This window comes from Pseudoxanthomonas mexicana, from assembly GCF_046736355.1.
In the GTDB taxonomy this organism is placed as follows: domain Bacteria; phylum Pseudomonadota; class Gammaproteobacteria; order Xanthomonadales; family Xanthomonadaceae; genus Pseudoxanthomonas_A; species Pseudoxanthomonas_A mexicana_B.
Window position 1 is genome coordinate 810,215 of the sequence record NZ_CP157201.1, and the last position, 18,326, is coordinate 828,540.

An 18,326-nucleotide genomic window follows, 5' to 3' on the forward strand; every position below is an offset into this window, starting at 1 on the left:
GGCATGCGCGGGGATTCCTGGCCGGAATCCGGATGCCCGTGAAGGAAAGAAATACGTCCTCCGCCATGGCGATGCACGCGAAACGACCTTGAACCCGGGGTTCAAGTGGGAAGGCCTGGCGGCCATCGGGCTTCCCGCTGCGAGGCGGACATGCACTCCCGGTTGCCATTGCCATCCCGTGGTCGTCATTAAGGGACAAGGCGAATGTTTTGCGCGCTGTCGGACACGGCAGAGGACGCGACGCCAGTATAGCGATCACGCCCGATTCGCGCATCCCGTTCGTCGGCGCGATTCAGCGCAAGTTGCATGGCATGGCGCTTGCTTTTCGCATCGGCAATGCGAAAAGCGCTGCTTCAGCGCGGCGCGTCCAGCAGCGCGTCGAGCCTGCGGTTGAGATCGTCCAGGGTGCGGCTCAACTCGCGTTCGCGCGCCTGCTGTTCGGCGCGCAGCTGCTGCAGTTCGTGGGCCAGGTTGAGCGCGGCCAGCACGGCGACGCGATCGACGGCGGCCATGCGGTTGCTGCCGCGCACCTCGCGCATCTTGCCGTCCAGCAGCCTGGCCGCGGCCATCAGGCTGCTGCGCTCGTCCGGCTCGACGCCGACGGTGTACTCGCGATCCAGGACGTGGATGCTGACCGGTTCGGTGCCGCTCACGTGTGCTGCTCCAGCGATTTCAGGCGGGTGATCATCGCTTCCACCCGCGAGCGCGCCTGTTCGTTCTTGGCCAGCAGCTGCGAGCGCTCGCCGACCAGCTGTTCCTGCTGGTGGCGCAGGCTGCGGTTCTCCTCGCTCAGCCGCTGGCAGCGATCGGCCAGTTCGTGGATGCGCGAGGACAGCTGGCGCAACTGTTCGATGGGGTCGGGAGATTCCATGTCGGCCACGATAGGCACCCGCGCGGCGGGCGGTCAAGGGAGATTGGTCGGGGCGGCCGGGTCACGAGACCGCGCGCACGCCCGAATCCGGGTAGTACTCGCGGATGAAGCGCAGGCAGGCCTCGGCCGGCAGCGCCTGCGAGACCCAGTGGCCCTGCACCTCGTCGCAGCCGTGGTTGCGCAGGAACTGGTACTGGTCGTAGGTCTCCACGCCCTCGGCGACGACTTTCAGCGCCAGCGACTGGCCCATCGTGATGACGGTGCTGGTAATGGCCTCGTCGTCGACGTCGTGGGTCAGGTCGCCGATGAACTCGCGGTCGATCTTCAGCGTGGTCAGCGGCAGCCGCTTGAGGTAGGCCAGCGAGGAATAGCCGGTGCCGAAGTCGTCGATCGCCAGCGAGATGCCGAGCCGGCGGCAGGCGCGCAGGGTGTCGGCGTTCTCCCCGGGATGGGCCATGATCACGCTCTCGGTCAGTTCCAGCTCCAGCCGGTTGGCGGGGATGCCGCTTTCCTGCAGCGCGCGCTCGACCAGCATCGGCAGGTCGCCGCGCTGCAGCTGCGCGGCCGAGACGTTGACCGACATCGCCAGTTCCTCCAGCCCGGCGGCGTGCCACTGCTTCAGGACCAGGCAGGCCTGGCGCAGCGCCCAGGCGCCGATTTCCAGGATCAGGCCCGATTCCTCGGCCAGCGGGATGAACTGGCCCGGCGAGACGTCGCCGAACTCGGCGCTCTGCCAGCGCATCAGCGCCTCCACCCCGGTGATGCGGTGCTGCGCCAGCGACAGCCGCGGCTGGAACACCAGCGAAAGCTCGTCGCGCTCCAGCGCGCGCCGCAGCGCGTTGGCGACGATGGCGCGGTGGCGGTTCTTCTCGTCCATCCGCTCCGAATACACCTGGTAGGTGTGCCGGCCCATCGCCTTGGCCTGGTACATCGCGGTGTCGGCGTGCTTGAGCAGCTCGGTCGGCACCTGCGCATGGTGCGGGTACAGGCTGATGCCGATCGACGGCGACACCGCCAGTTCCAGCCGCTCGCCGAAGTTCAGCGGCGCGCGGAACGCCTCGATGATGCGCGTGGCCACGTCCTCGGCCTCGCCGATGGAGCCGATGTCCTCCAGCACGATGGTGAACTCGTCGCCGCTCAGCCGCGCCACCGTGTGCTGGGCGCCGACGGTCTGCTGCACGCGCGCGGCGGCCGCGCGCAGGATGCGGTCGCCGGTGGCGTGGCCGAGCGAGTCGTTGATGTCCTTGAAGCGGTCCAGGTCGATGAACAGCACCGCCACGTGGCCGTGCTCGCGGCGCGCGCGCACGATCGCGCGCGACAGCCGCTCGGACAGCAGCGAGCGGTTGGGCAGGCTGGTCAGGGTGTCGTAGTTGGCCAGGTAGCGCAGTTCCTGCTCGGCGCGCTTCTGCTCGGTGATGTCGGTGAGCACCTGCACGTACAGCTGGCGATCGCCCTGGCTGTCGGGCACCACGTTGGTCTCGATGCGGCAGAGGATCTCCTCGCCGTCCTTGCGCACCTTCCACACCTCGCCTGACCAGCGGCCGGTGCGCTGCAGCTCGTGCTCCATCCGGCTGAAGAACGCCTCGTCGTGCTGGTCGCTGTCGAGCAGGGTGACCGGGCGGCCGGCGATCTCGGCCTCCTCGTAGCCGGTGATGCGGGTGAAGGCGGGGTTGACCGCGACGAAGTGGTGCGCCCAGTCCAGCACCGCGACCGCCTCGTTCATGCTGCGCATCACCTCGCCGGCGATGCGGTGCTCGTACTCGGCGTTGCGGGTGGCGGTGATGTCGCGCGCGGTCCCGGCCAGGCGCAGCGGCGCGCCGGTGGCGTCGCGCTCGACCACGCGCCCGCGCGCGCGCACCCAGATCCAGCGGCCGTCGCGGTGCATGTCCATGCGGTGCTCGGACATGAACACCGGCGTGCGTCCCTGCAGGTGCAGGCGCAGCCGTTCCATCACCAGCGGCAGGTCCTCCTCGTGGATCGGCGGCACCTCGCCGTGGCGGGTCAGCACGGTGATGTCGGCGTTCTGCGCCGAGGCCGGATCGTCGGCGCGCATGCGGTACAGGCGGCGCTGGGCCAGGTCGTAGTCCCAGAACTGTTCGCCCGAGGCCCACAGCGCCAGCTTCAGCCGCTCGTCGCGGATGCGCAGCGATTCGCCACGCGCATCGCTGCGCTGGCGGCGCGCGCGCAGCCAGGGTTGCCAGCGCGCGCGGGTGGCGATGACCGCCACCACCAGCAGCGCGGCCAGCGCCAGCAGGATCAGCGGCAGCCGCGACCACAGCGGCGAGGCGGGGAAGGCCGTTGCGAACGTGGCAGCGACGGGAAGGAAGTGCATGCGGTGGCGGCCCTCGGAATGGCCGAGTTTAGGCATGTGGACACGGCGACAACAAGCGAGGCGGGCGGGTTCGGCGCTACACTGGCGCACCTGTCCGTATTCCGGCTTCGCCTGCGTTCAAACATGGCTGACCTTCCCTCGTACGAAGATGTGGAACAGGCCGCCCGCGAGGGTGACCTGGGCGTCGAACCTTCCGAGCTGCATGGCGCGCTGGGCGGCTGGCTGGCCGCTGGCGGCGGCGACGTGCGCGACTGGACCGCGCGGGTGCTGGTCGACCCGCAGTTGCCCGCGCCGGCGCCGGGCGACGCGCTGGACCGGCTGCGCGTGGCCACCGCCGCGCAGCTGCAGGATCGCGATTTCGGCTTCGAACTGCTGCTGCCCGCCGAGGCCGACCTGGCCACCCGCGCCGAGGCGCTGTTCGCCTGGTGCCGCGGCTTCCTCGGCGGCTTCGGCCTGGCCGCCGGCGCGCGCGTTGCGCTGTCCGAGGAGGGCCAGGAGGCACTGCAGGACATGGCGCGGCTGGCGCAGGCCGCGCCGGAGGGCGGCGAGGACGAGGAAGACGAGGACGCGCTGGCCGAGATCGAGGAGTTCGTGCGGGTGGCGGTGCTGCTGCTGCACGGCGACTGCGTGCTGGGGCCGCGCCACCGCCAGAGCCTGAATTGATGAGGGCGGCGACCGGCATCGCGGCGTCGGAGTTCGCGCGCCGCCGCAGGCAGCTGATGCGGATGGCCGGCGACGACGCCATCCTGATCTTGCCTGCCGCGCCCGAGCGGGTGCGCAGCCACGACACCCACTACCCGTACCGGCAGGACTCGGACTTCTGGTACCTGTGCGGCTTCCCCGAGCCGGAGGCGGTGCTGGTGCTGATCCCCGGCCGCCGCCACGGCGAGGCGATCCTGTTCTGCCGCGAGCGCGATCCCGAGCGCGAGGGCTGGGACGGTCCGCGCGCCGGCCAGCAGGGCGCGGTCGAGACCTACGGGATGGACGACGCCTACCCGATCGAGGATCTCGACGACATCCTGCCCGGCCTGCTGGAAGGCCGCTCGCGGGTCTACTACCACTTCGGCCGCGACGCCGACTTCGACCTCAAGCTGATCGGCTGGGTCCGCCACGTGCGCGCGCACGTGCGCCACGGCGCGCAGCCGCCGCACGAGTTCCTGGAACTGGGCCACCTGCTGCACGAGCTGCGCCTGTTCAAGTCGAAGGACGAGATCCGGTTGATGCAGCGCGCCGCCGACATCAGCGTGCAGGCGCACCGCGCGGCGATGCGCTGCGCGCGCGCCGGCGTGCGCGAGTACGAGCTGCAGGCCGAGGTCGAGCGGGTGTTCCGCGCCAGCGACGCCTGGCCGGCCTACAACAGCATCGTCGGCGCCGGCGCCAACGCCTGCGTGCTGCACTACCGCGCCAACGCCGCGCAGGCGCGCGACGGCGAGCTGGTGCTGATCGACGCCGGCGCCGAGTACCGCGGCTACGCCGCCGACATCACCCGCACCTTCCCGGTCAACGGCCGCTTCGGCAAGGCCCAGCGCGCGCTGCACGACCTGGTCGGCCGCGCGCAGGCGGCCGCGCTGGAACAGGCGCGCCCGGGCGTGCCCTACGAGGCCGGCCACGAGGCGGCGGTGGCGACGCTGACCGAGGGGCTGCTGAAGCTGGGCCTGCTCAAGGGCCGGCTGGAGAAGAACATTGCCGACGGCAGCTACCGCCGCTACTACCGGCACAAGACCGGGCACTGGCTGGGGCTGGACGTGCACGACGTCGGCGACTACCGCATCGACGGCCAGTCGCGGCTGCTGGAACCGGGCATGGTGTTCACCATCGAGCCGGGCCTGTACATCCCGGCCGACGACGCCGGGGTGGCCGAGCAGTGGCGCGGCATCGGCATCCGCACCGAGGACGACGTGCTGATCACCGCCGACGGCCACCGCGTGCTGACCGGCGCGCTGGCGCGCAGCGCCGACGAGATCGAGGCGGAGATGGCCGCCGCGCACTGACCCGTGGGAGCGACGTCAGTCGCGACCGTTGCCGCATGTCGGAGGCCGTAGTCGCGACTGACGTCGCTCCCACAGCCGCCGGGGGGCAGCGCGCCGCCCTTGCCCTGCACACGGCGATGATGCGGGTTCCGGCTATAGTCCGCCGGCTGCGTGTTCCCCCTATCCCCCTTTCCCCTTCCCGGACTTTCCGCACATGCTGGAATCGCTCGCCAATCCCGAAATCTGGATCGCCCTGGCCACCCTCACCGCGCTGGAGCTGGTGCTGGGCATCGACAACATCATCTTCATCTCGATCCTGGCCGGGAAGCTGCCGCCCGGGCAGCGCAACAAGGCGCGCCGGCTCGGCATCGCGCTGGCGGCGATCACCCGGCTGGCGCTGCTGTTCGCCATCGCCTGGATCATCGGCCTGACCGCGCCGCTGTTCAGCGCGTTCGGCAACGAGTTCTCCTGGCGCGACCTGATCCTGATCGGCGGCGGCCTGTTCCTGATCGCCAAGGCCACCCACGAGATCCACCAGAAGCTCGAGGGCGCCTCGCAGGAGATCAAGCCGAGCGCGGCGGCCAGCTTCGGCGGCGTGCTCGTGCAGATCATGCTGCTGGACGTGGTGTTCTCGCTGGATTCGATCATCACCGCGGTGGGCATGGTCGAGCAGCGCTGGGTGATGGTGACCGCGATCCTGATCTCGATCGCCTTCATGATCGGCTTCGCCCGCCCGATCGGCGATTTCGTCGAGCGCCATCCCACCGTCAAGGTGCTGGCGCTGAGCTTCCTGATCATGATCGGCCTGGTGCTGATCGCCGACGGCTTCGGCCAGCACATCCCGAAGGGCTACATCTACGCGGCGATGGCGTTCTCGGTGTTCGTCGAGCTGATCAACCTGTGGATCCGCCGGCGCAGCGAGCGGGCGCGGCGGCCGGTGAGGCTCAACGAGCGCTACGTCGCCGGCGAGGGCAATCCGGGCGGCCCGCCGCGGACCTGACCTCCGGCCCGATGCGAGGAAGGCGCCCGCGAGGGCGCCTTCCCTGTTCGTGCGGACGGGACGGGGCCTGCGGTCAGGCGGCCGCCGCCTGCGCCTCGGCGAACGCCGGCCGGGTCAGGTTGTCCGCCTCGCCCTCGGTGCACAGCACCTCGTCCTCGATGCGGATGCCGCCATAGGGGCGGAAGGCGTCCACGCGCGCCCAGTCCACGCTGCCGGCATGGCCGTTCTGCTTCACCTCGTCCAGCAGCATGTCGATGAAGTACAGGCCCGGCTCGATGGTCACGACCATGCCCGGTTCCAGCACGCGGGTCATGCGCAGGTAGGGGTGGCCTTGCGGGCGCGGGATGCGGCCGCCGCGGTCGCTCTCGGCGAAGCCGGCCACGTCGTGCACCTGCAGGCCGATCGGATGGCCCAGGCCGTGCGGGAAGAAGGCGAAGCTGACGCCGGTGGCCAGTGCCGCTTCCGGCGAGACGGTGATGACCCCGAACTCCTTCAGGATGCCCATCAGCGCCAGGTGCGCGTCGACGTGCAGCTGCTTGTAGTCCACGCCGGCGCGCACGCCTTGGCACATGCGCTGCTGCGCCGCGTCCACCGCGTCGATCATCGCCTGGAACTCGCTGCCGGTGTCATGGGCGTAGGTGCGGGTGATGTCGCTGGCGTAGCCGTGGAAGCTGGCGCCGGCGTCGATCAGGAAGCTGCGCAGCGGATTCGGCGCGGCGCGCTGCAGTTCGGTGTAGTGCAGCACGGCGGCGTGCTCGTTGAGGCCGACGATGTTGCCGTAGGGCAGTTCGCCGGCGTCCTGGCCGACCGCGGCGCAATAGGCCATGTGGATGCCGAACTCGCTGTGGCCGGCGCGGAACGCCGCCTCGGCGGCGCGGTGGCCGCGCACCGCCATCCGCTGCGCCTGCCGCATCATCGCGATCTCGTACGGCGTCTTGCAGGAGCGCTGGTATTCCAGGTACAGCAACGCCGGCTCGGGGTTGTTGGGGACATGGTCGCCCAGCGCGCTCTGCGGCTCGCCGAGGATGGCGCAGCGCGCGGCCGGCTGCGGCAGCAGCGCCAGCGCCTCCTCCGGCTTGCGGATGATGTGGATGTCGAAATGATCGGTCCACCAGCCATTCGGCGCGTCCGGCACCACGTGCCAGTAGTCGAACGGCTGGTAGTAGACGACCCTGGGCCGCTGGCCCGGGGTGTGGACCAACCAGCTGTAGGGCAGGCGGGTGAGCGGCAGCCAGGCCTTGAACTGCGGGTTGACCGCGTACGGATAGTCGCGGTCGTCGAACACCTGCCAGTGCTGGGTGCCGCTGGGCACCACCAGGTGATCGTGGCCGCTGCGCGCCAGCGCCTCGTCGGCGCGGCGCATCATCGTGGCCAGGTGGTCGGCGTAGAGCGCGGCGGGATCGGGCGAGGGTGCGGATGCGTTCATGGCGGCGGCAGAAGCGGAGAAAACGCCATTCTGCCGCATCGCCGTCCGCTGCGCTGCGCGGCCGGCGCGTCAGCTGGTGCTGGCGCCGGGTGCGTCGACCCAGTTGCGCAGCGCTTCCAGCACGTCCGGCGCGATGGTCAGGAAGCGCAGGCCGGCGAAGGCCTGCCCGGGCGTGTTGGCGTGCGCCGACCACAGCAGGTGCGCGCCGACATCGACCAGGGTCTCGTGGCCGCGGCCGTCGCGGATGTTGAAGCGCAGCTGGTAGAGGCCGTCGTCGACGATCGGCGCGTGCGCGATCAGCAGCATGCCGGACTCGGACACGTTGCCCAGGCGGCCGATGACCTGGTCGGTCATGGTGTCCAGCACGTCGACCGGCTCGGTGACGTTGCGGCGGCGCGAGCGGCGGGAATCGTGGGTCATGCCTGCGCTCCGGCGATGTCGTCGCGGCCGCCGGCCAGGCCGCGCAGCGCCTTCAGCGTGGCGTTCCAGGCGCGATCGATCAGGCGGCCCTTGTCGGTGGTCACCACCTGCGCCTGGCCCTTGGCCATCAGGTGGGCGATGTGGTCGAGGGAGTGTTCGCCCACGCGCTGGCCGCGCTGGTTGACGAACAGCGCGTTGCCGGTGACCGGGCTGTACCAGGACAGGCGCTGGCGCTGCACGTCGCCCTGCTGGTTCTTGGTGAACTCGAACCAGGTGCCGAACGGCAGCGTGCGCAGGTAGTCGTAGCACTGCTGCTCGCGCGGGGTGCGCGGCTCGGTGCGCTTCTTGCGCGTCTCGGCGGCCTGCTCGCCCAGCCGCGCGCGCGCCTTCAGGCGGGCGGTCAGCTCGGTGCGCGAGGTGGTCTCGTCGTCGCTTTCCGCGCTGGACAGGCGGCGGGCGATGGCGGCGGCCTCGTCCTCGTGGTAGCCGACCTGCGCCAGCGCCTTCTCGACCTTGGCGGCCAGCTCCGGGTTGGGGGCGGGGTCGGAGGCGGTGGTGGCGGCGGCGATCTGCAGCGTGGTCTGCAGGTGCTCGGCCCACTCGTTGGAGGTATCGCCGTTGCGCAGCAGGGTCAGCGTGAGCACGTCGGCCCAGGCCTGGTTGAGCAGGGCCAGCACGAACTTCTGCGGCTTGTGGTCGCGCAGCGCGGTCTCGATGGTGTCGGCGGCGCGCTGCTTGGCCAGGATCAGGCGATCCTTGCCGCGCGCGGCCTCGACCTGCCGGCGTTCGGCCAGTTCGGCCTTGCGCGCGGCCGCCTGCAGGTGGTGATCGACGTTCTGGTTGGCCTTCTCGAAGACGCTCTCGTCGCCGTCGTATTCGTTGACGACCTGCTCGACCGCCTCGTGCAGCTTGCCGACCAGTTGCGGATCGACCTCGTCGTCGGCCAGCCAGGTGGCGCCGGACTCGGCCACGGTGTTGAGCAGTTCGCGCGCCGGGTGCTGCGCGCGCAGGAAGAAATCGCGGTCGCGCAGCGCCGCCTGCACCACCGGCACCTGCAGGTCGACCAGCAGGTCGGCGGCCGGGGCGTCCTGCTTCACCTCGCGCTCGATCTGGTCGTAGAGCAGGCCGAGCAGCTCGAAGGTGTCCGAGTCGGCGCTGGCCAGGGCGGCCTGCGGGCCGTGCTCGGCGCGGATCTTCTCCAGCATCGCCTGCTGCAGGTCCTGCACCCGGCGCCGGGCGCGGCCGGGCTCGCGGGCGACGACTTGCTGCAGCGAACGCAGGGTGTCCAGCACCTCGGGCGTGGCCATCAGCTTGCGTGGCGCCGGCGCCGCGGCGTTTGCGCCTGCGGCGCCGGCCGCGCCGCCGGACTGGCCAGGGTGGCCGCCCGGCTGGCTGGACTGGCCGGCATCCGCCGCGCCCGCCGTCGAACCCGCCGGGCCGGCGCCGGCCGCCGCCGCCGCGCTGGCGCCGGCGTGCTGCATCACCGCCGCAGCGCGTCCGGCCGACAGCAGTTGCTGCAATGCGGAGAAGGAGCCCTGCTCGCCGCCGCCGGCCGCCGGCGCGTTGCCCAGGCCGGCCAGGGCGGCCATGCCGCCCGGTCCCGCCGTACCCGCGGTGCCGGCCTCCGGTGCTGCGCCCGCACCGCCGCCGGTTCCGGCACCGCCGTCGCGCAGTTCCTCGACGGTGTGCCAGGACGGCGCGGCCTGGCCATGCCAGCTGGTCAGCGGCCGCACGCCGTCGGCTGCGCCCGGCATCGGCGGCTTGCGCGTGCCGGGAGCGGCCGGGGGCAGGCGCGCGCGGCGCGGCATGTAGACCAGGCCGGGCAACACGCCCTCGTCGGACAGGAACTGGTTGAGCGCCTGCAGCCACTCGCTGTAGTTGTGCATCACCTTCTGGTCGAAGGCGCGGTACAGCAGCAGTTGCGATTCCAGGTCCAGGTCCAGCGTCGCGCCGGCGTCCCGCAGCAGCCGGCACAGCGCCTGCGGGCCGACCGGCAACTGCTCCGGCTCGAACGCGGGCGTGCCGGCCAGCACGCCGAAGCGCTGGCCCAGCAGCAGCATCGGGTTGGTGGAGCGGTATTCGTGCCGGCGCGCGATCTCGCGCAGCACGATCTGCTGGTCCATCACCGCGTCCTCGACCAGGGTCAGGGTGCGGAACTCGACCGGCGCCGGGCCGTCCTCGGACGGCGGCGCCGGCCGCTGGCGCAGGTTGGCCAGCTCGGCCTGCAGCGCCATCAGGAAATGCGGCACCAGCTCGCCGCGGTTGCGCTGGAAGGTGCGCAGGTTGGCGAACTGCTCGGCCTGGCGCTGGCTGGTGCGGGCCAGCTCGGTCTGCTTGAACAGCATGTGGTCGAACTCGCCCAGCATCGCGTTGAGCGAGGTGATGAAGTCGGGCGTGATGTATTCGAGCAGCCGCTGCAGGATCCTGCGCACGCGCGGCGGCAGCGGGGCACTGGCGAGGGTGGCTGGCGCGATGGACGGCGAGGGTGGTCGTGCGGCTGACATCGGTGTCTGGCGGGCTCCCCGGTACTGGGACGATTATCACATCATCGGCCTGGCTTGCCAGAACTGCAGCGTGGCCGCGCCCTCTCCAGCGGCGCTACAGGAACAAAGCTACCACGTCGTTGGTGAAGCGGCGGCCAAGCTCGGTGGGCACGATCCGCCCTTCCTCCACGCGCAGCCAGCCCGCCTCGCGCGCTTGGCGCAGCGGCGCGTCGATGCGCTCGCGCGGCACGCCGGTGCAGGCCTCGAAATCGGCCAGCGCAAAGCCCTCGCGCAGGCGCAGCAGGTTGAGCATGTATTCGAACGGCCGCCGCCCGGCGTCGATGTCGTCGTCGCCGCCGATGCCGGCCGGGGTGCCGGCCTGCTCGATGAAGGCGGCCGGATGGCGGACCTTCCAGCGCCGCAGCAGGCGCCCGTCGGCGCCGAGGGAGATCTTGCCGTGCGCGCCGGCGCCGATGCCAAGGTAGTCGCCGAAGCGCCAGTAGTTGAGGTTGTGCGCGCACTGCCGCCCCGGGCGCGCGTAGGCGCTGACCTCGTAGTGCGCGTAGCCGGCCTGCGCGAGCAGGCGCTGGCAGCCTTCCTGCATCTCCCAGGCGCCGTCGTCGTCGGGGATGCCCTGCGGCGGGCGCGCGAAGAACACCGTGTTCGGCTCCAGCGTGAGCTGGTAGTGCGAGATGTGCGCCGGTTCCAGCGCGAAGGCGCGCTGCAGGTCGGCCTCGGCCATCGCCCGGGTCTGCCCGGGCAGGGCGTACATCAGGTCCAGGTTGAGGTTGTCCAGGCCGGCGTCCTGCGCCAGCTTGACCGCCGCCTCGGCCTCGGCGCTGTCGTGGATGCGGCCCAGCCGCTGCAGACAGCCGTCGTCGAAGCTCTGGATGCCGAAGCTGACCCGGTTGACGCCGGCGGCGCGGTAGCGGTCGAAGCGGCCGTGCTCGGCGGTGCCGGGATTGGCCTCCAGCGTGATCTCGCAGCCCGGCGCCAGCCGCAGGCGCGCGCTGGCCGCCTGCAGGAAGCGATCGATGGCCTCCGGCGGGAACAGGCTGGGCGTGCCGCCACCGAAGAACACGCTGTGCACCGTGCGGCCCCACACCAGCGGCAGGTCCTGGTCCAGATCGCGGATCAGCGCATCGACGTAGGCCTCGAACGGCAGCTCGCCCTTGCCCTGGTGCGAGTTGAAGTCGCAGTAGGGGCACTTGCGCACGCACCAGGGGAGGTGGACGTAGAGGGACAGGGGGGGCGGGAGGAGCATGGTGCTGGGGACTAGGGACTAGGGACTAGGGGCTAGGGGCTAGGGGCTAGGGGCTAGGGGCTAGGGGCTAGGGGGCCGGTGTGGCTGCGAATGTGAGCGGGTTCCGGGGTGAGGGCTGCATCCGGCATGGCGGGGCGGTCGCCGTGCCGGGCGATGGCGTACTACAGCCCGCCCGCCAGCCGCTGCTTCAACGCCGCCAGCGCCTTGCCGCGATGGCTCAGGCCGTTTTTCAGCGACAGCTCCATCTCCGCCGCCGACTGCCCGTATCCGGGATCCAGGAACACCGGATCGTAGCCATGCCCGCCCTCGCCGCGGCGCGCGTGCAGGATGCGGCCGTGCCATTCGCCCTCGACGATCAGCGGCTGCGGATCGCCGGCGTGGCGCAGCAGCACCAGCACGCAGTAGAAATGCGCGCCGCGGCGCTCGTCCGGCACGCCGGCCAGCGCTTCCAGCAGCTTGTCGATGTTGCGGCCGGCGTTGCCGTGCTCGCCGGCGTAGCGGGCCGAGTACAGCCCGGGCGCGCCGCCCAGCGCGTCGACGCAGATGCCCGAGTCGTCGGCCAGCGCCGGCAGGCCGGTCAGCCGGCTGGCGTGGCGGGCCTTGATCAGCGCGTTCTCGACGAAGGTGGTGGCGGTCTCCTCGGCGTCGTCCACGCCCAGGTCGGACTGCGCCAGCAGTTCGATGCCGCCGCCGGCCAGCAGGCCGCGCAGTTCTTCCAGCTTGCCGTGGTTGGAGGAGGCCAGGACCAGTTTCATGTTTCCCCTCGGGATTCGGGTTGCAGCGGATTCCGGCGATTGCCGATGATGGCGTCGTCGTCCACCCGCACGGTGGCCAGGACGGCAATCTGTTTCAGCAAGGTGTCCGTGGGAGCGACGCCAGTCGCGACGAACCATCGGGAAAGCTCCATCGCGACTGACGTCGCTCCCGCGAATGGCTCAACCCGCCAGCGCCTCGCGCTGGGCCGCCAGCAGTTCGCCGACGCCCTTCTCGGCCAGCGCCAGCATCGCGTCCAGCTCGCCGCGGCGGAAGGCGTGGCCCTCGGCGGTGCCCTGCAGTTCGATGAAGCCGCCGCCGTCGTTCATCACGATGTTCATGTCGGTGTCGCAGTCGCTGTCCTCGGCGTAGTCCAGGTCCAGCACCGGCACGCCCCGGTAGACGCCGACCGACACCGCCGCGACCGCGCCGTGGATGGCCTCGCGCTTGATCTCGCTGCGTGCCTTCAACCAGTTCACCGCGTCGACCAGGGCCACGTAGGCGCCGGTGATGGCGGCGGTGCGGGTGCCGCCGTCGGCCTGCAGCACGTCGCAATCGAGGGTGATGGTGCGCTCGCCCAGCGCGGTGCGATCGACGCAGGCGCGCAGTGCGCGGCCGATCAGGCGCTGGATCTCCAGCGTGCGCCCGCCCTGCTTGCCGCGCGCGGCCTCGCGATCCGAGCGCGAGTGGGTCGCGCGCGGCAGCATGCCGTACTCGGCGGTGACCCAGCCCTCGCCCTTGCCGCGCAGGAACGCCGGCACGCGGTTCTCCACGCTGGCCGTGCACAGCACGCGGGTGCCGCCGAAGCTGACCAGCACCGAGCCTTCGGCATGGCGGGTGTAGCCGCGCTGGAGGGTGACCGGGCGCAGTTGATCGGCGGCGCGGCCGCTGGGACGGGCGAGGGACATCGGGGCATCCACGGGTGGGGGGAGCCGAAAGATCGGGCTTCCGGGGCGCGCTAGGGTAACATTCGCGCCCTGTTTCCCCGAGCGCCGCCGATGATCCGCAGCATGACCGCTTTCGCCGCCGCCGAGCGCGCCACCGACGGCGGCACGCTGGCCGCCGAGCTGCGCGCGGTCAACCACCGCTTCCTCGAGATCGGCCTGCGCCTGCCCGAGGAACTGCGCGCGCTGGAGCTGGTGCTGCGCGAGCGCATCGCCACGCGCGTCTCGCGCGGCAAACTCGACTTCGTCCTGCGCCTGCGCTCGCCCGAGGGCGCCGGGACCCTGCAACTCAACGACGCGCTGGTGGCGCAGCTGTCGGCACTGTCGACGGACCTGTCGGCGCGCTTCCCGGCGCTGCGCACCGGCCTGACCGACCTGCTGCAGTTCCCCGGCGTGCTGCAGAGCCGGGCGGTGGATCCGGCGGCGCTGCAGCACGAGGCGCTGGCGCTGCTGGAGGATCTGCTGGACGGCTTCGTCGAATCGCGCGAGCGCGAGGGCGCCAAGCTGGCCCAGGCCATCGGCGAGCGGGTGGACGCCATCGCCGCCAACGCCGCCCAGGTGCGCGAACTGATCCCGCTGATCCGCGCCGGCCAGCGGCAGAAGCTGGAGGCGCGCCTGGCCGACCTGGCGCAGCCGGCCGACCCGGGCCGGCTGGAGCAGGAACTGGTGCTGTGGCTGCAGAAGCTGGACGTGGACGAGGAGCTGGACCGGCTGGACAGCCACGTCAAGGAACTGCGCTGCGTGCTGAAGCAGACCGAACCGGTCGGCCGCCGGCTGGACTTCCTGTTGCAGGAGTTCAACCGCGAGGCCAACACGCTCGGCTCCAAGTCGGTGGACGTGCGCACCACCAACATCGCGGTCGAGCTGAAGGTGCTGATCGACCAGATTCGCGAGCAGGTGCAGAACATTGAGTAAGGCAGGGAATCGGGAATGGGGAATGAGGAATGGGAAAAGCAAAGGGCTTCCCGTCTCCCGCTCCGAGCCCGAGATTCAGGAGCCGGGGCTTCGACCATTCCCTATTCCCCATTCCCCATTCCCGGACGCCTAGATGCGCGGAACCCTCTACATCGTCGCCGCCCCCTCCGGCGCCGGCAAAAGCAGCATCGTCAACGCGGTGCTGGGCAAGGATCCGGAGATCGCGCTGTCGATCTCGTTCACCTCGCGTGCGCCGCGGCCGGGCGAGCGGCACGCGCAGCACTACCACTTCATCAGCGCCGATGAGTTCAAGCGCATGATCGCCGCCGGCGACTTCTTCGAGTACGCCGACGTACACGGCGACTGGAAGGGCACCGCGCGGCAGTCGGTCGAGCCGCAGCTGGCGGCCGGCCACGACGTGCTGCTGGAGATCGACTGGCAGGGCGCGCGGCAGGTGCGGCAGAAGGTGCCCGACGCGGTCAGCGTGTTCATCCTGCCGCCGTCGCGCGACGCGCTGGAGCAGCGCATGCGCGCGCGCGGGCAGGACAGCGAGGAGACCATCGCCCGCCGGCTCGCCGCCGCGCGCGAGGAGATGTCGCACTACGACGAGTTCGACTATGTGATCGTCAACGACGTGTTCGAGCATGCGGTCGAGCAGATGCACGCGATCTTCGTCGCCAGCCGCCTGCGCCGCGCCCCGCAGCAGCACCGCCATGCCGGGCTGCTGGCCACGCTGCTGGCCGAATGAGGCCCTGGCGGATCCCGGGGCTGAACGTAACCGGCTGATTTTCAAGGGAACGCTTGCGCGAGACGGGGCCAGGGCCTACAATCCGCGGTCCCTTTTCCTATCGCTTGCGCGGCCAGCCGGTCGCCGGGAGCCCGCATGGCCCGCATCACCGTTGAAGACTGCCTGGAAGTTGTGAACAACCGTTTCGACCTGGTCACGATGGCCGCGCGCCGCGCCCGCCAGCTCGCCAACGGCGTCGAAGCCACCATCGACAACAGCGAGAGCGCCGACAAGCCGACCGTGCTGGCGCTGCGCGAGATCGCCGCGCGCAAGATCGACAACGAGCTGATCGACCGCGTCGAGAAGGCCGAGCGCGAGCGCGCCGAGCGCGAGGCGCTGGAGTGGGCCGCCGCCGAGGTGGTCGCCGACGACGATCTGTCCAAGGGCGACGACTGAGCCCTGGCTCCCGCCCGGGGACCGCATCGCAAGGCCCGCGCAAGCGGGCCTTTTCGTTGCGCGAACGCGGCCGGCGCGACGCCGCGCGAATTGCCGTGAACCCGCGTCTGGCATAGGCTGGCGGCATGAACCCAGGCCGCACCGCCAAGGCACAGCGCACGCCCCTCGTCGAGGGCGATGCGTCCTTGCCCGAGTACGTGCGGCAGTTCGAGAAGACCGCCGCCTACCTGCCCGCCGACCAGCTCCCGCTGCTGCGCCGCGCCTGGGAAGTCGGTGCCGCCGCCCACATCGGCCAGACCCGCAAGTCGGGCGAGCCCTACATCACCCACCCGGTCGCCGTGGCCGGCGTGCTGGCCGAGCTGGGCATGGACGTGGAGACGCTGATCGCGGCGATCCTGCACGACACCATCGAGGACACGCCGCTCACCCGCGAGGAGATCGCCGGCCAGTTCGGCGAGGCGGTGGCCGAGCTGGTCGACGGCGTCACCAAGCTGGACAAGCTGAAGTTCCGCGACCGCCAGGAGGCCGCGGCCGAGAGCTTCCGCAAGATGCTGCTGGCGATGTCGCGCGACCTGCGCGTGATCATGATCAAGCTGGCCGATCGCCTGCACAACATGCGCACGCTCGGCTCGCAGACGCTGGAGGCGCGCAGGCGCATCGCCCGCGAAACGCTGGAGATCTACGCGCCCATCGCCCAGCGGCTGGGCATGAACCTGGTCAAGTCGGAGTTGCAGGATCTCGGCTTCCGCACGATGCACCCGTGGCGCCACGCCATCATCGACAAGCACATCCGCAGCCAGCCGGTGATGCGGCGCGAGTCGATGGCGCAGATCGAGGCGCACCTGTCGCAGCGCCTGACCCACGAGGGGCTGGAACACCGCCTGGTCAGCCGCATCAAGACCCCGTGGAGCATCTACAACAAGATGCGCGCGGAGGGCAAAAGCTTCGACCAGGTGATGGACGTGTTCGGCTTCCGCGTGGTGGTCGACTCGGTGCCGGCCTGCTACCACGCGCTCGGCGCGGTGCACGCGCAGTACAAGCCGCTGGACGGGCGCTTCCGCGACTTCATCGCCATCCCCAAGGCCAACGGCTACCAGTCGCTGCACACGGTGCTGTTCGGTCCCTACGGATCGCCGATCGAGGTGCAGATCCGCACCACCGAGATGGACCTCATCGCCGAGCGCGGCATCGCCGCGCACTGGACCTACAAGCTCGGCGCCGACGCGCCCAACAGCGCGCAGAACCGTGCCCACACCTGGATCGTCGAGCTGATCGAGAACCAGCGCGCGGCCGGCTCGTCGCTGGAGTTCCTCGACAACGTCAAGGTCGATCTGTTCCCGGACGAGGTCTACCTGTTCACCCCGAAGGGCAAGATCCTGGCGCTGCCGCGCAACGCCACCGCGCTCGACTTCGCCTACGCCGTGCACACCGACGTCGGCAACCAGGCGGTGGCCTCGCGCGTGGACAAGAAGCTGGCGCCGCTGCGCACGCGCCTGAGCAGTGGCCAGAGCGTGGAGATCATCACCGCCAAGTCGGCCGTGCCCAAGCCGCAGTGGCTGGAGTTCGTGGTCACCAGCAAGGCGCGCACCGCGATCCGCCACCAGCTCAAGCAGCTCGAGCACGAGGACGCGGTGCAACTCGGCCACCGCATGCTCGACCGCGCGCTGGAAGCGCTGGACAGCTCGCTGGAGCGGCTGCCGGCGCAGCGGCTGGAGGCCTTCCTGGCCGAGCACCGCTATCCGCGGCTGGAAGCGCTGCTGGCCGACGTCGCGCTGGGCAACTGGATGCCGGCGCAGGCCGCGCAGGCGCTGACCGCCTTCGCCGAGCTGCGCAGCGGCGGCCATTCGCGCCATTCGCAGGAGAAGATCCTGATCACCGGCGGCGAGCGCGGCGTGGTCAGCTTCGCCAACTGCTGCCAGCCTATCCCCGGCGACGAGATCATGGGCTACCACACCGCCGGCAAGGGCGTGGTCGTGCACCGGCTGGACTGTCCCAACGTGACCGAGTTCCGCAAGTCGCCGGACCGCTGGGTGCCGATCGCCTGGGACGCCGGCGTCAGCGGCGACTACGACGCCTCGCTGTTGATCGACGTGGAGAACCGCCCCGGCGTGCTGGCGCAGGTGGCCGCGGCGGTGGCCAAGAGCCAGTCCAACATCGAGCGCGTCGAGTACCTGGAGCGCGACATCCACGCCGCGGTGCTGCGCTTCTCGATCCAGGTGCGCGACCGCAACCACCTGGCCGAGGTGATGCGCCGGCTGCGCCGCCTCAACGTCGTGCACGGCGTCAGGCGCCAGTAACCCAACGACGTCGTTCCCACGGCGGTGCGCAGGCAGGACCGTCGCGTAGAATCGCCGGGTCACGATTGGAGTCCGCCATGTCCCACCAGATCATCCACACCGACCGCGCACCGGCCGCCATCGGCCCGTATTCGCAGGCCGTGCGCAGCGGCAGCACCGTGTACTTCTCCGGCCAGATCCCGCTGGATCCGGCCACCGGCAACCTGGTCGAGGGCGACATCGCCGCGCAGGCGCGCCGCGCCTTCGACAACCTGAAGGCGGTGGCCGAGGCGGCCGGCGGTTCGCTGGACCGGATCGTGCGGCTGGGCCTGTACCTGACCGACCTGGGCCAGTTCGCCCAGGTCAACGCGGTGATGCAGGAATACTTCAGCGCACCGTTCCCGGCGCGCTCGACCATCGAGGTCAGCGGCCTGCCGAAGGGCGCGGCGTTCGAGGTCGACGCGGTGATGGTGCTGGAATAATCCGCGT

Annotated in this window: 17 protein-coding genes and 1 other RNA gene; 8 read left to right on the forward strand and 10 right to left on the reverse strand. The window is 70.8% G+C overall.

Translation table 11 applies throughout. From position 1 onward, the window contains the following. Nucleotides 1-53 precede the first annotated feature (53 nt). The 4 genes from ssrS to AAG688_RS03565 form a co-directional block, all read right to left on the reverse strand. A non-coding RNA gene (gene ssrS / locus AAG688_RS03550) (6S RNA) lies at nt 54-238 on the reverse strand. A 115-nt stretch (nt 239-353) separates the two neighbouring features. Then, nucleotides 354-653 (reverse strand): cell division protein ZapA, encoded by a 300-nt coding sequence (locus AAG688_RS03555; protein WP_411833980.1) that lies wholly within the window; start codon nt 651-653, stop codon nt 354-356. Continuing rightward, complete coding sequence (locus AAG688_RS03560) at nt 650-871, reverse strand: TIGR02449 family protein (RefSeq protein ID WP_411833981.1); 222 nt, start codon at nt 869-871, stop codon at nt 650-652. Before AAG688_RS03560 ends, AAG688_RS03555 begins: the two co-directional genes overlap by 4 nt. Nucleotides 872-932: 61 nt before the next feature. Next, nucleotides 933-3,239 carry a putative bifunctional diguanylate cyclase/phosphodiesterase gene (locus AAG688_RS03565; RefSeq protein ID WP_411833983.1) on the reverse strand — a complete coding sequence of 769 codons (2,307 nt, stop codon included), beginning with the start codon at nt 3,237-3,239 and terminating at the stop codon, nt 933-935. 87 nt (nt 3,240-3,326) lie between these two features. Here AAG688_RS03565 and AAG688_RS03570 point away from each other — a divergent pair, with 87 nt between their 5' ends. The 3 genes from AAG688_RS03570 to AAG688_RS03580 all read left to right on the forward strand — a co-directional run bounded on the left by AAG688_RS03570 (nt 3,327) and on the right by AAG688_RS03580 (nt 6,173). Beyond that, nucleotides 3,327-3,866, forward strand: a complete 540-nt coding sequence (locus AAG688_RS03570) for a UPF0149 family protein (protein WP_411833984.1) — start codon at nt 3,327-3,329, stop codon at nt 3,864-3,866. Then, nucleotides 3,866-5,194, forward strand: a complete 1,329-nt coding sequence (locus tag AAG688_RS03575; protein WP_411833985.1) for an aminopeptidase P N-terminal domain-containing protein — start codon at nt 3,866-3,868, stop codon at nt 5,192-5,194. Before AAG688_RS03570 ends, AAG688_RS03575 begins: the two co-directional genes overlap by 1 nt. A gap of 196 nt (nt 5,195-5,390) precedes the next feature. Next, on the forward strand, nt 5,391-6,173 hold the full coding sequence (locus AAG688_RS03580; RefSeq protein WP_411834924.1) for a TerC family protein: 783 nt from the start codon (nt 5,391-5,393) through the stop codon (nt 6,171-6,173). 73 nt (nt 6,174-6,246) lie between these two features. Here the strand turns inward: AAG688_RS03580 and pepQ are convergent, their stop codons facing one another. The 6 genes from pepQ to rph all read right to left on the reverse strand — a co-directional run bounded on the left by pepQ (nt 6,247) and on the right by rph (nt 13,427). Next, entirely contained in the window at nt 6,247-7,599 is a 1,353-nt protein-coding gene (pepQ, locus tag AAG688_RS03585; protein ID WP_411833986.1) for a Xaa-Pro dipeptidase, read from the reverse strand. A gap of 69 nt (nt 7,600-7,668) precedes the next feature. After that, complete coding sequence (locus AAG688_RS03590) at nt 7,669-8,019, reverse strand: PilZ domain-containing protein (protein WP_411833987.1); 351 nt, start codon at nt 8,017-8,019, stop codon at nt 7,669-7,671. Next, nucleotides 8,016-10,523, reverse strand: coding sequence for a DUF1631 domain-containing protein (locus AAG688_RS03595; protein WP_411833988.1), 2,508 nt, complete (start codon nt 10,521-10,523; stop codon nt 8,016-8,018). Before AAG688_RS03595 ends, AAG688_RS03590 begins: the two co-directional genes overlap by 4 nt. A 94-nt stretch (nt 10,524-10,617) precedes the next feature. After that, entirely contained in the window at nt 10,618-11,766 is a 1,149-nt protein-coding gene (gene hemW / locus AAG688_RS03600) for a radical SAM family heme chaperone HemW (protein ID WP_411833989.1), read from the reverse strand. Between the two features lie 161 nt (nt 11,767-11,927). Beyond that, complete coding sequence (gene rdgB / locus AAG688_RS03605; protein WP_411833990.1) at nt 11,928-12,521, reverse strand: RdgB/HAM1 family non-canonical purine NTP pyrophosphatase; 594 nt, start codon at nt 12,519-12,521, stop codon at nt 11,928-11,930. 180 nt (nt 12,522-12,701) lie between these two features. Beyond that, complete coding sequence (gene rph, locus AAG688_RS03610; protein WP_411833991.1) at nt 12,702-13,427, reverse strand: ribonuclease PH; 726 nt, start codon at nt 13,425-13,427, stop codon at nt 12,702-12,704. A gap of 90 nt (nt 13,428-13,517) precedes the next feature. Between rph and AAG688_RS03615 the strand changes: the two genes are divergently transcribed. The 5 genes from AAG688_RS03615 to AAG688_RS03635 all read left to right on the forward strand — a co-directional run bounded on the left by AAG688_RS03615 (nt 13,518) and on the right by AAG688_RS03635 (nt 18,319). Next, nucleotides 13,518-14,378, forward strand: a complete 861-nt coding sequence (locus tag AAG688_RS03615; RefSeq protein WP_411833992.1) for a YicC/YloC family endoribonuclease — start codon at nt 13,518-13,520, stop codon at nt 14,376-14,378. A 133-nt stretch (nt 14,379-14,511) separates the two neighbouring features. Further along, nucleotides 14,512-15,126, forward strand: a complete 615-nt coding sequence (gene gmk / locus AAG688_RS03620) for a guanylate kinase (RefSeq protein WP_411833993.1) — start codon at nt 14,512-14,514, stop codon at nt 15,124-15,126. A 135-nt stretch (nt 15,127-15,261) separates the two neighbouring features. Next, entirely contained in the window at nt 15,262-15,561 is a 300-nt protein-coding gene (gene rpoZ, locus AAG688_RS03625) for a DNA-directed RNA polymerase subunit omega (protein WP_411833994.1), read from the forward strand. 125 nt (nt 15,562-15,686) lie between these two features. Beyond that, entirely contained in the window at nt 15,687-17,858 is a 2,172-nt protein-coding gene (locus AAG688_RS03630) for a RelA/SpoT family protein (RefSeq protein WP_411833995.1), read from the forward strand. A gap of 77 nt (nt 17,859-17,935) precedes the next feature. After that, entirely contained in the window at nt 17,936-18,319 is a 384-nt protein-coding gene (locus AAG688_RS03635; RefSeq protein ID WP_411833996.1) for a RidA family protein, read from the forward strand. The last annotated feature ends 7 nt before the right edge of the window (nt 18,320-18,326 follow it).